General features: G+C 61.8%; 13 protein-coding genes. 5 read left to right on the forward strand and 8 right to left on the reverse strand.

Going from position 1 to position 13995, the window contains the following annotated elements:
- Nucleotides 1-106 precede the first annotated feature (106 nt).
- On the forward strand, nt 107-1399 hold the full coding sequence (gene gabT, locus ACP7B0_RS00540; protein ID WP_426138948.1) for a 4-aminobutyrate--2-oxoglutarate transaminase: 1293 nt from the start codon (nt 107-109) through the stop codon (nt 1397-1399).
- A gap of 55 nt (nt 1400-1454) precedes the next feature.
- Here gabT and ACP7B0_RS00545 read toward each other — a convergent pair whose 3' ends face one another.
- Nucleotides 1455-2402, reverse strand: coding sequence for a LysR family transcriptional regulator (locus ACP7B0_RS00545; RefSeq protein ID WP_426138949.1), 948 nt, complete (start codon nt 2400-2402; stop codon nt 1455-1457).
- A gap of 79 nt (nt 2403-2481) precedes the next feature.
- On the opposite strand from ACP7B0_RS00545, the gene ACP7B0_RS00550 reads away from it, so the two are divergent.
- The 3 genes from ACP7B0_RS00550 to ACP7B0_RS00560 are packed head-to-tail and all read left to right on the forward strand — an operon-like array spanning nt 2482 to nt 4478.
- A complete protein-coding gene (locus tag ACP7B0_RS00550; protein ID WP_426138950.1) occupies nt 2482-3129 on the forward strand; it encodes a DsbA family protein in 648 nt (215 codons plus the stop codon).
- A 51-nt stretch (nt 3130-3180) separates the two neighbouring features.
- Nucleotides 3181-4077, forward strand: a complete 897-nt coding sequence (locus ACP7B0_RS00555; protein WP_426138951.1) for an MBL fold metallo-hydrolase — start codon at nt 3181-3183, stop codon at nt 4075-4077.
- 5 nt (nt 4078-4082) lie between these two features.
- A complete protein-coding gene (locus tag ACP7B0_RS00560) occupies nt 4083-4478 on the forward strand; it encodes a nuclear transport factor 2 family protein (RefSeq protein ID WP_426138953.1) in 396 nt (131 codons plus the stop codon).
- An 88-nt stretch (nt 4479-4566) separates the two neighbouring features.
- Here ACP7B0_RS00560 and ACP7B0_RS00565 read toward each other — a convergent pair whose 3' ends face one another.
- The 7 genes from ACP7B0_RS00565 to ACP7B0_RS00595 form a co-directional block, all read right to left on the reverse strand.
- Nucleotides 4567-5760: a fumarylacetoacetate hydrolase family protein gene (locus ACP7B0_RS00565; RefSeq protein ID WP_426138955.1), complete on the reverse strand. Its 1194-nt coding sequence runs from the start codon at nt 5758-5760 to the stop codon at nt 4567-4569.
- Nucleotides 5761-5777: 17 nt separating this feature from the next.
- Nucleotides 5778-7562 (reverse strand): IlvD/Edd family dehydratase, encoded by a 1785-nt coding sequence (locus tag ACP7B0_RS00570; RefSeq protein ID WP_426138956.1) that lies wholly within the window; start codon nt 7560-7562, stop codon nt 5778-5780.
- A 16-nt stretch (nt 7563-7578) separates the two neighbouring features.
- Nucleotides 7579-8463 carry an NAD(P)-dependent oxidoreductase gene (locus tag ACP7B0_RS00575; protein ID WP_426138957.1) on the reverse strand — a complete coding sequence of 295 codons (885 nt, stop codon included), beginning with the start codon at nt 8461-8463 and terminating at the stop codon, nt 7579-7581.
- The gene (locus tag ACP7B0_RS00580; RefSeq protein WP_426138958.1) at nt 8460-9827 is read right to left on the reverse strand and encodes an MFS transporter; all 1368 of its coding nucleotides are present in this window, start codon (nt 9825-9827) and stop codon (nt 8460-8462) included. Before ACP7B0_RS00580 ends, ACP7B0_RS00575 begins: the two co-directional genes overlap by 4 nt.
- Before the next feature lie 62 nt (nt 9828-9889).
- Nucleotides 9890-10873, reverse strand: coding sequence for a D-erythronate dehydrogenase (gene denD / locus ACP7B0_RS00585; protein ID WP_426138959.1), 984 nt, complete (start codon nt 10871-10873; stop codon nt 9890-9892).
- 247 nt (nt 10874-11120) lie between these two features.
- On the reverse strand, nt 11121-11969 hold the full coding sequence (locus tag ACP7B0_RS00590; RefSeq protein ID WP_426138960.1) for an ureidoglycolate lyase: 849 nt from the start codon (nt 11967-11969) through the stop codon (nt 11121-11123).
- Between the two features lie 29 nt (nt 11970-11998).
- Nucleotides 11999-12739, reverse strand: coding sequence for an SDR family oxidoreductase (locus ACP7B0_RS00595; protein WP_426138961.1), 741 nt, complete (start codon nt 12737-12739; stop codon nt 11999-12001).
- Between the two features lie 218 nt (nt 12740-12957).
- Between ACP7B0_RS00595 and ACP7B0_RS00600 the strand changes: the two genes are divergently transcribed.
- Nucleotides 12958-13914, forward strand: coding sequence for a LysR family transcriptional regulator (locus tag ACP7B0_RS00600; RefSeq protein WP_426138962.1), 957 nt, complete (start codon nt 12958-12960; stop codon nt 13912-13914).
- The last annotated feature ends 81 nt before the right edge of the window (nt 13915-13995 follow it).

Here is a 13995-nt window from a genome sequence, read left to right on the forward strand (position 1 = left end):
CCGGGTTTCTCTGACGCCAACTTCGGCGTAGTCCGTTTTGCGCAAGCCTTAACCTGAACACCATCGCAACCACCTGCCGGTTGCCGGACTCACGATGGGAAATGCCATGAATATCAAAGTCGAAAAAACCCCTCACTTGCTCCGTCAGCGCGAGCAATTCGTGCCGCGAGGTCTGGTGACCGCTCACCCGTTGGTGATTGATCGCGCCCAGGGGGCCGAGTTGTGGGACGTGGACGGCAAGCGTTACCTGGATTTTGTCGGTGGCATCGGTGTGCTGAACATCGGCCACAATCACCCCCAAGTGGTCGCGGCGGTGCAGGCGCAACTGCACAAGGTTTCTCACGCCTGCTTTCAGGTGGTGGCTTATCAACCGTACCTGGATCTGGCCCAGCGCCTGTGTGAAATGATCGGCGGCAAAGAGGCCTATAAGGCGGCGTTCTTCACCTCCGGTGCCGAGGCGGTGGAAAATGCGGTGAAGATCGCCCGGGCCCATACCAATCGTTCGGCGGTGATAGCCTTTCGCGGGGGCTTTCACGGTCGCACCTTGCTGGGCACCACACTCACCGGCATGAGCCAGCCGTACAAACAGAACTTCGGGCCGTTCGCGCCGGAGGTGTTCCATACGCCGTATCCCAATGCCTATCGCGGTGTCACCAGCGACATGGCGCTCAAGGCGCTGGATGAATTGCTCGCCACCCAGGTAGCGCCTGAGCGGGTTGCCGCGATCATCATCGAACCGGTGCAGGGCGACGGCGGTTTCCTCTCGGCACCGGTGGAGTTCCTTCAGGGGTTGCGCGCGTTGACCGAGAAGCACGGCATCGTGCTGATTCTCGATGAAATCCAGACCGGTTTCGGCCGCACCGGCAAGTGGTTCGGCTTCCAGCACGCCGGCATTCAGCCGGACCTGGTGACCGTCGCCAAGAGCCTGGCCGGTGGTTTACCGCTGTCGGGTGTGGTCGGCAAGGCGGCGATCATGGACGCGCCGCTGCCCGGTGGTTTGGGCGGTACCTACGGCGGTAATGCGCTGTCCTGTGCGGCGGCGCTGGCGGTGCTTGATGCCTTCGAGCAAGAACAGTTGTTGGCGCGCAGTGAGGTATTAGGCGAGCGCCTTCGCCAGGGATTGCTGAGCTTGCAGGCACGTCACGCGCAAATCGGTGACGTACGCGGGACCGGGTTCATGCTGGCCATCGAACTCATCAAGAACGACGAGGCCCGCACCCCGGACGCCGACCTCAACCAGCGCCTCATTGATGAAGCCTGTAAGGGTGGCTTGCTGGTCATCAAGTGCGGCGTGTACCGCAACGTGCTGCGCTTTCTCGCGCCGCTGGTGGCCACCGAAGCACAGATCGATGAAGCATTGCAGATTCTGGAAGGCGCCTTGGCGCGTGTCTTGAACTGAGCGCGGTGCGCTGGGCGGCGCTGCAACGGCCCGGCGTCAGCTCGCTGAGCACCAGTCAGCGATCAAGACCCTGACGGTGCCGCTCTCTCGCTTCCAGCAGTTCGACAAAGGCGCGTACCTTTTCAGGGCGAAAGCGTGCAGCGGGGAAGACCGCATGGATGCCGCCTGAAGGTAAGCGCCATTGCGGCAGTACGGGGATAAGACGCCCGGTGGCCAGGTCGTCGGCAATGGCGTAGTCCGGGAGTACTGACAGGCCTGCACCTTCGCGTACGGCCTCGCGCACAGCGAGTGTGGCATCGAGAAAGATGGATGCCTGCAGGTTCACGGTCTGGCGTTCGTTCTCGCTTGACGTGAAAGTCCAGCGAAGGTGTTCCCGCAACGCCGTGTTGGCCACGAAGGGCAGCCTGGCAATTTCGTCCGGGCGCTGAAGCCCTGCCACGTGTTTTGCCAGGCTTGGCGGGGCAACGAGGATCTGCTGGAACGAACCGATCTTTCGCGCCTGTAGCCCCGTTTCGGCCAGCCAGCCCACGCGGATCGCCAGTTCGATATTGCTCGACATCAGGTCCAGCGTCTGGTCGCTCAGCACAGCATCGACCTTGCAGTCGGGGTAGCGTTGCGTGAAGGCCGCGATGGCGGGCACCACCACGCCGACGCCATAATCGAATGGCGCGGTGAGGCGCAGCGTACCGGAAGGCGTCGCGGCGGCCTCGGCCAACTGGTCAAAGGCTTCCTCGGCATCCGCCAGGATCAACGCACAACGCAAATAGAACGCCTGGCCTGCCTCGGTGGTTTTGACGCTACGGGTGGTGCGTACCAGCAGCGATGTCTTGAATTCCCGCTCCAGCCGGGCGACCTGCTGGCTGACCACGGCTTTGGTGATGCCCAGGCGCTCGGCGGCGGCCGTGAAAGAGCCTGTCTCCACCACGGAAACAAAATAGGTGAGCCGCCTGAGGTTGCTGAAACTGCCCAGCCCGGTTTCATGTGGATTGTATGTCTTGTGCATACACTGCATATATCTTGTACGTGTTTAAGAGTCAATGAAGAAAGCCTAGCCTAGGCGCTCGCTAACAAAGGAACGCCCCATGAGTCAGACCCTGACCTACCTCTATGACCCTCTGTGCGGCTGGTGCTATGGCGCGATGCCCGCACTTTCAGCGCTGTTTGCTGTGGGGGACGTAAAGATTGAGCTGATGCCGACCGGTCTGTTTGCCGACCAGGGCGCACGGCCGATGGATGACGACTTCGCCGCATTCGCCTGGGCCAATGACCAGCGTATCGAGGGGATGACCGGCCAACCGTTCACCGAAGCTTATCGCCAAAGCGTACTCGCCGACCGGCAACAGCGCTTTGACAGTGGGCCAGCGACATTGGCGCTCACCGCTGTGGTCGCCACAACCTCCGCCCAAGAGTACACAGCGCTCAAAGCCATCCAGCACGCCCGCTATGTGCAGGGCAGAGACGTGACCTCACCGCGCGTACTCGCCGACCTGTTGCATTCCCTCGGCCTCACTGAGGCGGCCACCTTGGTGAGGCAACCCAGTGACGATATCGCCGCTGTTAACCAGGCACGTATCACCCGTGCCCAAAGCTTGATGCGGGAGTTTGGCGCGCGTGGCGTGCCGACGCTGGTGCTTGAGTCCGGACGCACGCGCTCATTGTTGGTTGCTAACACCGTCTTTTCCGACCCTCATGACCTGATCAATCAGGTCGCCGCAGCGGCAGCGTCTTAAGTCCCGGTCAGCCCTGACCGAGTATGACAACCCTCTAAAAGGAAGATTTTCATGGCTACACGACGTACCGTTATCAAGGCTTTCGCGGCAGCCAGTGCGGCAACGGCCCTGCTAGGCAAAAGCGCTTGGGGCGCGAACAGCGCATTGACATGGCAGGCTTTTCCGGCGGATGAACACGGCTTCTTCCGTGCGCCTGTGCTGATCTCGGGAGCACGAGAGGCGGTGCTGATCGACGGTGGTTTTACGCTGTCCGATGGCCGGGCCGTTGCCGAAGCCATCAAGGCCAGTGGTAAACAACTGACCACGGTTTATATCAGCCAAAGCGACCCTGACTATTACTTCGGCCTTGGCCCGGTCAGGGCGATGTTTCCAGACGCTCAAGTGATCGCCGCGACGGCCACAGTGGAGGCTATCAAGGCCAACGTCGAAAAGAAGCTGGCCACCTGGGGGCCACAGTTAAAAGACAACGGTCCTCAAGCCCTGGCGGACATCGTGATGCCCAAAGCCTTTGACGGTCGCGTCTTGACACTTGAGGGCCATGCCATCGAGATCGTTGATGCCGCTGGCCTGGCTAATCGTCGTTACCTCTGGGTGCCATCGCTGAATGCGGTCATGGGCGGCGTATTGGTTTTTGCCGGTGTGCATGTGTGGACCGCCGATACATCCGGGGCCGAGGGGCGTGTCGCCTGGGTGCGAAACCTTGACGCGATCATTGCCCGTAAACCGTCAGTCGTCGTGCCCGGTCATATGGCGACATCCGAACGTACCGACGTCTCCGCCGTTCAATACACGCGCGACTACCTTCTGGCGTTCGAGCACGAGCTTGGCAGGGCGTCAGATAGCGCCGCCCTGATTGCGGCCATGACTGCACGGTATCCGGACGCAGGCATGGGGATCGCCCTGCAAATTGGTGCCAAAGTGGCAAAAAACGAAATGAAGTGGGGGTGAGCGCCATGACGACTCATCTGGATGTCATCCGCCGCACTTACGAGGGCGCTTCAGAGGAAAACGGCAAGCACCTGCTCAAGGCTCTTGCGCCGGACGCCAAATGGACTGAAGCCGCAGGCTTTCCTTATGCAGGCACCTACATCGGGCCGCAGGACATTATCGTCAACGTCTTCCAGCGTTTGGCGACGGAGTGGCAAGACTACACAGCCACGGTCCATACCTATCTGGCTGACGGCGACCGTGTCGCGGCATTCGGGGTGTACACCGGGATTTACCGCAAGACCGGAAAGGCGATGAGCGCCACCTTCGCCCACCTTTATCAGCTCAAGGACGGCAAGATCGTCAGCATGGAGCAGTACGTGGACAGCGCCCCGGTGCAGGCGGCCATGGTGCAAGCGTAGCCGGGCTTTATGTTCATCCCTGAACATAAAGACTGATGAACATTCGAGGCTGTCCAGAGGGCAGCGTGCTACATCGGCGGCCAGGGCGCTATCGAGGCGTTTGCCCCAACAATCCTCGCTGCGCCAGGTTGTTCATCAGCGCCCCGACCCCGAACACCCAGGGCGGTGCCTGATGGCTCCCGGTCACGCGGTTGTGCAAGCCGCCCAGGGACGCCGATGAAATGCTCACCACATCGCCTTCCTTGTGGGTAAAACCCTGGCCGTGCAGATCACGATCATCGGTAGGCGCAAAGAGTGTGCCCAAAAACAGCACGAAGCCGTCGGGGTATTGGTGATGGGCGTTCAGGGTCTGACGCGCCAGATCTTCCGGGTCGCGGCTGATCTGGCTCATGGAGCTGCTGCCGTTGAGCACATAGCCGTCTTTGCCTTCGACCCGCAGGGCCACTTCACAGCGACGCACGTCGTCCAGGCTGAAGTGTTCGTCAAACAGCCGAATGAACGGCCCCAGCGCGCAGGAGGCATTGTTGTCCTTGGCCTTGCTCAGCAACAACGCACTGCGCCCTTCGACGTCCCGCAGATTAACGTCGTTACCCAGGGTCGCACCGTGAATACGCCCCCGGCTGTCCACGGCCAACACCACTTCTGGTTCCGGGTTGTTCCAGCTGGAATCCGCGTGCACACCAATGGCTGCGCCGCTGCCGATGGCGGCCAGGACAGGGGCCTTGGTGAAGATTTCAGCATCCGGGCCGATGCCGACTTCCAGGTATTGCGACCACATGTTTTGCTCGATCAGCATCTGTTTAAGGCGCGAGGCTTGAGGCGAACCGGGGCGCAGATCGCGCAGGTTGTTGCCGATCACGTTGTGCACCAAGGCCCGGACGTGTTCGGCACGTTGAGCATCGCCGCCAGCCTTCTCCTCAATCACCCGCTCGATCATGCTGGCGGCGAACGTGACACCGGCCGCCTTGATGACTTGCAGGTCCGCAGGGGCGAGCAGGCTGGGCTTTGACGGATCACGTTGCTCGCCGCTGTTGGCCAGCAGGGCTTGTATCGTGCCCACCGAAACGCCGGAGGTCGTGCGAATGGCTTGAAGGGGGGCTTCGCTGTCCAGTAACAGGCTCAGGGTCGGGAAGCGGGCGGTGCAGTCGATGACTTCGCCTTCGCGCAGCACCACCACGGCCGGGCCGCCGCGCTCGCCGGGCAGCCAGACGCGACCCACCAGCGTGGCGCGTTGCCAGTCGTAGGGCAGGGTGTTTCCAATCGTCAATTGCAGCGTTTGCATAAGGCTCATCCTTGGGCTTAGTGAGAATGGCGAGGCGTGCCGTTTTCCGGGATGACGCGCCAGTACAAGGTCGCCGGTTCCAGACAGCCCCCTGTGGACAATTGGCCGACCAGTTGTCGGTACAATTCCTGCCACGGGGTTTGCGATGGGGCGAGGGCGGGCAGCGGCTCCTCGCGGCGCAGGTTCAGTTCCGCTTCGTCCACCAGCAGGTTGACGCTGCGCGCATTCAGGTCGACCCGCAGACGGTCGCCGGTGCGCAGCAGCGAAAGGCCGCCGCCGACTGCGGACTCCGGTGACATGTTGAGGATTGACGGGCTGGCCGACGTGCCGCTCTGGCGGCCATCACCCAGGCACGGCAGCGAGTCGATACCCGCCTTGATCAGCGCGGAGGGCGGCGCCATGTTCACCACTTCGGCGCTGCCGGGGTAACCGACCGTGCCGCAACCGCGAATCACCAGGATGCAGCGCTCGTCGATGTCCAGCGCCGGGTCGTTGATCCGTGCCTGATAGTCTTCCGGGCCCTCGAAAACAATGGCACGCGCCTCGAAACAATTGGGTTGCAAGGGGTCGCTCAGGTAAGTACTGCGGAAGGCTTCGCCCACCACCGACATCTTCATGATGGCGCTGTCGAAAAAATTGCCGCTGAGCACGATGAATCCGGCGCGATGCTTGAGCGGGTCTTCCCATGAGCGGATGACGTCCCGGTCGCCCGTTACGGCGCTTGCGACGATTTCGCCCATGCTGCGCCCGCTGACGGACAGGCAGTCACGGTGCAGGCGACCTGCCTTGTCCAGTTCATGCATCACCGCCGGCACGCCCCCGGCGCGGTGGAAGCCTTCACCCAGGTATTCACCGGCCGGCATGCAATTGACCAACAGCGGCACGTCTTCGCCCACGCGCTGCCAGTCTTCCAGCGACAGGTCAATGCCGCTGTGGCGGGCGATGGCGATCAGGTGCGGCGGGCAGTTGGTGGACGCGCCCAGCGCCGAGGCAACCGCGATGGCGTTTTCAAACGCGGCGTGGGTCATGATGTGCGAAGGGCGCACGTCTTCACGCACCAGATCGACGATGCGCAGCCCCGTGGCATAGGCCATTTGCCCGCGTTCGCGGTAGGGCGCAGGAATGCTTGCACAGCCAGGCAGCGACATGCCGAGGGCTTCGGCCAGGGCATTCATCGACAAGGCCGTGCCCATGGTGTTGCAGTGGCCCACCGAAGGGGACGCGGCGGTGGTCAGGGTCATGAAACCCTCGTAATCGATCTCACCGGCGCTGAGCAGGTTGCGAGCATGCCAGAGCACCGTACCCGAGCCGATGCGCTGGCCTTTGTGCCAGCCATCAAGCATCGGCCCGCCGGACAAGACGATTGACGGCAGATCGGTGGTGGCCGCCGCCATCAGGCAGGCCGGGGTGGTTTTGTCACAGCCGGTGGTGAGCACCACGCCGTCAAGCGGGTAGCCATGCAGCACTTCGACCAACCCCAGATAAGCAAGGTTGCGGTCCAGTGCGGCGGTAGGACGACGCGATTGCTCGGCGATGGGGTGGACCGGGAATTCCATCGGGATGCCACCGGCATCACGGATGCCATCCTTGACGCGTTTGGCCAACTCGATGTGATGGCGATTGCAGGGCGTCAGGTCGCTACCGGTCTGGGCAATGCCGATGATGGGTCGCCCTGATTGCAGTTCGGCGCGGGTCAGGCCCTGGTTCATGTAGCGTTCCACATACAACGCGGTCAGGTCGGCATGGCTGGGGTCGTCAAACCATTGCTGACTGCGCAGGCGGCGAGGGGTTGAATCGGTCATGGCAGGCTCCGGCAAGTTATTCAGGCAGTGAGTTGTGGCGGCGTAGCTGACGGATCAGTCCGGCATGGTCGAGCTCGCCGTCACCGGCATCGACCATGGCCTGGAACAGTCCGTCCACCAGGCTCGCCACCGGCAACTTCAAGCCCAGCACTTGTGCCTGGGCAAGGGCGGTATGAGTGTCCTTGAGTTGCCATTTGGCAGGGCCGCCCGGAGTGAAATCGTTGTCGAGCATGCGTCGACCGTGTTGCCGCCAGATCGGTGAGTCGACGAAACCGCCCAGCAGCGCTTCGTGGACCTTCTCCGGGTCCGCACCGCCGCGTTCGGCCAGCAGCAATCCTTCGGCGACGGTGGCAATCGTGCTGGCGACAATCAACTGGTTGACCAGCTTGGACAGTTGTCCGGTGCCGGTCGGGCCGACATTCACCGGGCGACCCAGGGCGGCTAGCACGTCTCGACCCTGATCGAACGACTCAGCATCGCCGCCCACCATGATTGCCAGGCTGGCCTCACGAGCGCCGCGTTCGCCGCCGGATACCGGTGCGTCGAGGTAGTGCAGGCTTTGTGCTGCGCACAATCGTGCCTGTTCGACGGCCGTATCGACCGGGATCGAACTCATCACAATCACCAGCGCCCCTTTCGCCAACGCCGATGTGGCTTCGCCTTCGCCAAACAGAATCCGGTCACAGGTGGGGCCGTCGCTGAGCATGCAGATCAGCACCTCGGCACCGGCCGCTGCCTGGGCGGGCGTTTCGAACACGTTGGCGCCGTCCGCCGCCAACTCTGCGGCCTTGGCCCGGGAGCGGTTCCAGACCTGCACCGGGTAACCGGCCCGCAGCAGGTTGCGGACCATGGGTTTGCCCATGATGCCGGTGCCGACAAAAGCCACGGTTTTCAGGGTCATGCTTTGCCTCCTACAGCGTCAGCGGTTGGCGCAGTTGCCGGCGCCACCGGATTGCGCGGCATCAACACCATGCCCAGGCCACCGGCACCCACCAGCGCGGCAATGATGAGAAAGCCCGGCGTGTAGCTGCCCGTCGCGTTGAACAGGAACCCGGTCAGGTAGGGGCCGGTGAAACCGCTGAGGTTACCGATGGAGTTGATCATGCCAATCCCGGCGGCGGCTCCGACACCGGTCAGTACCTGTCCGGGCACGGCCCAGAAGACGTTGATGGCGCTGTACACGCCCATGGCCAGGAGGATGAAGCCGATGACGATGATCCACGGCTGATTGATCAACAGCGCCAGGGCGATGGACGCGGCGGCCAGCATCGCTGCGCCGCCGGCGTGCCAGTGACGTTCCTGCAAGCGATCAGAGCGGCGGCTCCACCAGATCATCGCCACGGCGGCGACGGCGTAGGGGATGGCCGTGATCAACCCGTTCTGCATCAAGCCGATCTCTAGCCCGAACGAGGCGCGGAACGAGGCCAGTACCGTTGGCAGGAAGAAGTTCATGGCGTTGGAGCCCGAGGTGATGCCGAAGTACACCAGCGCCAACATCCATACCTGACGGCTCGCCAAGGCTTTGCGGATCATCTGGCCCTTGGTCGGTTGCACGCCGACCACCAACGGCTTGTTGCGCTCTTCCTGTTCGAGGGTCTTGATCAACCATTGCCGCTGTTCGGCGGTTAGCCAGTGGGCATCGGCTGGGCGGTCCGTGAGATAGAAATAACAGACGACACCCAGGATCAACGCAGGGACGGCTTCGACGACGTACATCACGCGCCAGCCGACAAAACCCCAGGCGTCTCCCAATTGCATCAAACCTACGGACAGCGGTGCGCCGACGATCTGTGCGATGGGCACGCCAAGGTAGAAGCTGGCAATCATGCGGGCGCGGTAGCGGCTGGGAAACCACAGGGACAGCAGGTAAATCACACCGGGGAAGAACCCGGCCTCGGCGATGCCCAGCAGCACACGCAAGGTGATGAAGTGCCCGGCGGTCTGCAGAAAACCCATGGCACCGGCAATGATGCCCCAGGTCACCATGATGCGAGCGATCCAGACCCGGGCACCGTAGCGGTGCAACAGGATGTTGCTCGGTACTTCAAAGAAGAAATAGCCAAGGAAGAAGATCCCCGCACCCAGGCCATAAATGGTCTGGCTGATGCCGATGTCCTCGTTCATGCGTAACGCTGCGAACCCGACGTTGTTGCGGTCAAGGAACGCCACGACGAACAGCAGAATGAGGAACGGAATCAAGCGTCGGGTGACGCGTTTGATGGTCTGTTTTTCGATGTCCGAAACATCGGTATGGGGTGTGATCATGTCGCGCGGCCTCGGGTTGTTTTTGTTGTTATCAGGGTGAGAAGCGTGAGTGGTGCGTTACGTCAATGCCGGTTGTCGCGGGTGGTGTCCTCGATATGCGCGAGGATGATGGCGTCGAAGTCGGCGTCGGCGCTAAACCCCAGAGCGCGGGCGCGGGGGGCGTTGACCCGGCTTGGCCAGCTTTCGACGATGCGCTGAATGGTGGCGTCCGGCTCCCAGCGAATCAGTTTGACCACCTCGGGACCCGCCACCCGTTGCAACGCCGCGACCATGTCGGCCACCGTGGTGGTCACACCCGGCAGCGGGATGATGCGTTCATCCCCCAGGGTTTCAGGTGACAGGGTCATGGCGTGGAGCATGGCTTCGATGACCCGGCGTGGCGAGGTGAGGTAAACCTGCGTGTCGGGCCGTACCGGGCATACGGCGGGCTGCCCAACCAACGGCTCGCGAATGATCGAGCTGAAGAATGTCGAGGCTGCCTTGTTTGGCTTGCCGGGACGCACGGCGACCGTGGGCAGGCGCAGGACACGCCCGTCGATGAAACCCTTGCGGGCGTAGTCGGCCACCAGCAGTTCACCCACCGCTTTTTGCATGCCATACGACGATTTCGGGGTGAGTGCGGTGTTGTCGTCGACCACCTCGGGCAGCGCGCCACCAAACACCGCGAAGCCACTGGCATAGACAAACCGTGGCGTATTGCCCTGTTTGCGCAGGGTTTCCAGCAGCGTCATCAAGCCTTGTAGATTGACCTGCATGCCCAGGTCGAAATCAGCCTCGGCCGCCGAACTCACCACCGCTGCCAGATGCCAGACCAGATCAACGCCATCGGTGACGCTGGCCACCACGTCGGGGTCAGCAATGTCGCCCGTCACCTGTTCGATGCGGGGGTCGCTGGGTACGTCTTCGCCCGCAAAGGTGTCGAACAACACAATGCGTTCAATGACTCGTGGCTTCTGGCCCTCAAAGGCCAGTCTCTCCAGACCGAGCAAGCGTTCGGCCAGTTGTTTGCCGATAAAACCGGTGCCGCCGGTGATGAGGATTCGCATGTGTCATTCCTTTTTTTATTGTCGTGAACGAAAAGCGCTAGGGGAGTGTCCCGCCCGGCACGCTGCAAACCGGGGTCTGCAGGCGACGATTCGTGGGACCGGATTTATCCGGGAAAAGGCCAATACATCCACAGCATTTTCATCGCCAGAAATGCCGCTTTCCCGTATAGATCCGGTCCCACAGGGTGAGTGTTTTCTCCGCAACAGCGCGGCGTATGGACGATGGGAAATCTCCTTCAGAACAAGGTCAGTCCGCCTGAACCGTGCGTTGGCGCTGTTCGCCCAGGCCGGTAATACCCAGACGCATTTCCTGACCCGCCCGCAGGAACACCGGCTCAGGCTTCACGCCCAGGCCTACGCCCGGCGGTGTGCCGGTGGAAATAACGTCGCCCGGCTGCAACGACATGCAGCGGCTGAGGTAGGCAATCAGCGCGGGAATCTGGAACACCAGCGTGCGTGTATTGCCGTTCTGGTAGCGGTGCCCATCGACTTCCAGCCAGAGATCGAGCTGATGGGGGTCGTCGATCTCGTCGCGGGTGACCAGCCATGGGCCGATAGGGCCAAACGTATCGAAGCCCTTGCCCTTGTCCCAAGTGCCGCCGCGCTCCAGTTGCCATTCGCGCTCGGACACATCGTTGATCACGCAGTAACCGGCCACGTGATCCATGGCGTTGCTTTCGTCGATGTAACGACCGCCCTTGCCGATCACCACCCCAAGCTCCACCTCCCAGTCCGTTTTGGTCGAGCCACGGGGGATTTGAATATCGTCGTCCGGACCGCAGATGGCGCTGGTCCATTTATTGAAAATCACCGGCTCACTGGGCACGGCCATGTTGGATTCGGCCGCATGATCGGCGTAATTGAGGCCAATGCAGATGAACTTGCCCACTTGGCCAACGCAGGCGCCAATGCGCGGCGCACCGCTGACCAGCGGCAGGCTGACGGGGTCGATTCTGCTCAAGGCTGCGAGGCTTGCGGGCTCCAGCGTCTTGCCCGTCAGATCAGGGATATGGGCCGATAAATCACGAATCTGTCCCTGAGCATCCAGCAAGCCGGGCTTTTCCTGACCTTTGTCGCCGTAACGCAACAGTTTCATAGGGAACTCCTGAATAGGAAAAAGGGGACTCAGACGCTCATGCCGCCATCGATGACGTGCACGGCTCCGGTCGTGTAAGCACTGGCATCACTGCCCAGGTACAGCGCCAGGCGAGCGATTTCTTCGGCAGTGCCCAGGCGGCCCATGGGTTGTCGATCAACGAACGCTTGATAAACCTCTGCCTCCGAGCGTCCCTGGGCGCGGGCTTGCTCCGCGATACGTTGGCGCAAAGAGGGCGAGTCCACCGTACCGGGGCAAATGGCGTTACAGCGAATCCCCTGGCTGACGTAGTCCGCTGCCACTGATTTGGTCAGGCCAATGACAGCCGCTTTGCTGGCGGTATAGGCAAAACGGTTGGGCACGCCTTTCACGCTGGAGGCCACTGAGGCCATGTTGACGATACTGCCGCCACCGGCCGCGAGCATGCCGGGCAGGAAGGCGCGGATCATGCGGTACATGGCCGTGACGTTAAGGTCGAAAGAGCAGTGCCAGGCCTGTTCATCGCAGTCGAGCAGCGCACCGTTGTGTACATAGCCGGCGCAGTTGAACAGCACATCCACGGTGCCCACCTGTTGGCAGATGGCATCGATGGCGGCGGGTTGGGTCACGTCCAGTTGCAAGGCCTGGATGCCGGGAATGTCGTGCAGCGCTTCAACGTGCAGGTCGGTGGCGATCACCTGTGCGCCCGCCTGCTTGAAGGCGATCACTGACGCACGTCCAATACCCTGAGCGGCGGCTGTGATCAGCACGCGTTTGTTGGCAAGGTTCATGATGGGTATTCCTTGTTATTGTTTGTCCCGACGTCGTTTACCCTGGGCTCTGTACGAAAAGTGGCTGCCCTCGGCAATGCCCCGTTAAAGACCGGCTCGGAAGGCTCATTACAGCCAGTAGACCCGCTTCCTCGCCTCCTTTTCGTACAGAGCCTAGTGCGGCTTGCCGATAATCACCAATGAGATATTCTCAGCGTTCAATAACTGGAGGTTATCGAATGGCGGACATCGGCTTCAAACAACTGTGCAATTGGCTTCGGTTCCGTCATCTGGTCCTAATCGATACCTTGGCCCGCACGCAGAACATGCACGCCACCGCCGAGGCGATGAATATCAGCCAGCCCGCGGTCAGCAAGATGCTGCGTGAAGTGGAGAAGCAGTTGGGGTTTGACGTGTTTCAGCGTCTGCCACGCAGCATGTCGCCCACGGATCTGGGCAGTCATGTGGCCCGCTACGCGCAGATTGCCCTGAACGATGCCCAGCATTTTGTGGGGCAGGTCAATCATTTGCGTCAGGGTGGGCACGGGTTGCTGAAGATCGGCACCATCTTCGCGCCCACGTCGGTGGCGCTCCCGGCGGCGATTGTCGGCATCAAGCAACGCTGGCCGCTGCTCACGCTGGACATACTGGAAGGCACCAGCGCCAATCTGTTGAGCATGCTTGAACACAAGCAGCTGGATCTGGTGATTGCCCGGTTCACCCTGGACAGCCATCGCAAGCTGTTCGACTTTCAGCCGTTGGCCCCTGAGCCGTTGTGTCTGGTCACGGGCAGCCAACACCCATTGGCCGGTGTGCGGGAGCTGCCTCTGGCCGACCTCGGCAGTTGGCCATGGATCGTTTACCCGGCGGGTACGCCCATGCGCGCCCGCCTGGAACGGGCCTTTGCCGAGGCGGGCATGCAGACGCCGGAAAACACCGTGGAAACCAGTTCGATGCAGACCACTTTGCAACTGTTGCAAACCGCGCCCATGGTCGCGATGCTCGCCGAATCCATGGTCGGGCCCGACATTCAGGCCGGTCGACTGACACGGCTGGCGCTGCCTTTTCCGCTGGTGCTGGCGGACTACGGCATTATTACCCGGCGCAACGAAACGCCCGGCTGGTCAGCGCAAGCCTTCATCGAAGAGCTGTTGTCCGGTGTGGATGTCTTGCGTGGCGCTCGCCAGGCACCATGATAACCCTTGGTTATCGTTTGATTGAATCTCGTCATTGGGCAGCCGCCAGATGGGCTACTAGAGTGACCGACGCCCGCCTCA

Origin of the sequence: Pseudomonas sp. DWP3-1-2 (genome assembly GCF_049896285.1) — a bacterium.
Classification (GTDB): Bacteria; Pseudomonadota; Gammaproteobacteria; order Pseudomonadales; family Pseudomonadaceae; genus Aquipseudomonas.

What these genes read in the sequence shown, in the direction of transcription:
- gabT (WP_426138948.1), top strand. Translation starts at nt 107, where the DNA reads ATGAATATCAAAGTCGAAAAAACCCCTCACTTGCTCCGTCAGCGCGAG.
- ACP7B0_RS00545 (WP_426138949.1), bottom strand. Translation starts at nt 2,402, where the DNA reads ATGCACAAGACATACAATCCACATGAAACCGGGCTGGGCAGTTTCAGC.
- ACP7B0_RS00550 (WP_426138950.1), top strand. Translation starts at nt 2,482, where the DNA reads ATGAGTCAGACCCTGACCTACCTCTATGACCCTCTGTGCGGCTGGTGC.
- ACP7B0_RS00555 (WP_426138951.1), top strand. Translation starts at nt 3,181, where the DNA reads ATGGCTACACGACGTACCGTTATCAAGGCTTTCGCGGCAGCCAGTGCG.
- ACP7B0_RS00560 (WP_426138953.1), top strand. Translation starts at nt 4,083, where the DNA reads ATGACGACTCATCTGGATGTCATCCGCCGCACTTACGAGGGCGCTTCA.
- ACP7B0_RS00565 (WP_426138955.1), bottom strand. Translation starts at nt 5,760, where the DNA reads ATGCAAACGCTGCAATTGACGATTGGAAACACCCTGCCCTACGACTGG.
- ACP7B0_RS00570 (WP_426138956.1), bottom strand. Translation starts at nt 7,562, where the DNA reads ATGACCGATTCAACCCCTCGCCGCCTGCGCAGTCAGCAATGGTTTGAC.
- ACP7B0_RS00575 (WP_426138957.1), bottom strand. Translation starts at nt 8,463, where the DNA reads ATGACCCTGAAAACCGTGGCTTTTGTCGGCACCGGCATCATGGGCAAA.
- ACP7B0_RS00580 (WP_426138958.1), bottom strand. Translation starts at nt 9,827, where the DNA reads ATGATCACACCCCATACCGATGTTTCGGACATCGAAAAACAGACCATC.
- denD (WP_426138959.1), bottom strand. Translation starts at nt 10,873, where the DNA reads ATGCGAATCCTCATCACCGGCGGCACCGGTTTTATCGGCAAACAACTG.
- ACP7B0_RS00590 (WP_426138960.1), bottom strand. Translation starts at nt 11,969, where the DNA reads ATGAAACTGTTGCGTTACGGCGACAAAGGTCAGGAAAAGCCCGGCTTG.
- ACP7B0_RS00595 (WP_426138961.1), bottom strand. Translation starts at nt 12,739, where the DNA reads ATGAACCTTGCCAACAAACGCGTGCTGATCACAGCCGCCGCTCAGGGT.
- ACP7B0_RS00600 (WP_426138962.1), top strand. Translation starts at nt 12,958, where the DNA reads ATGGCGGACATCGGCTTCAAACAACTGTGCAATTGGCTTCGGTTCCGT.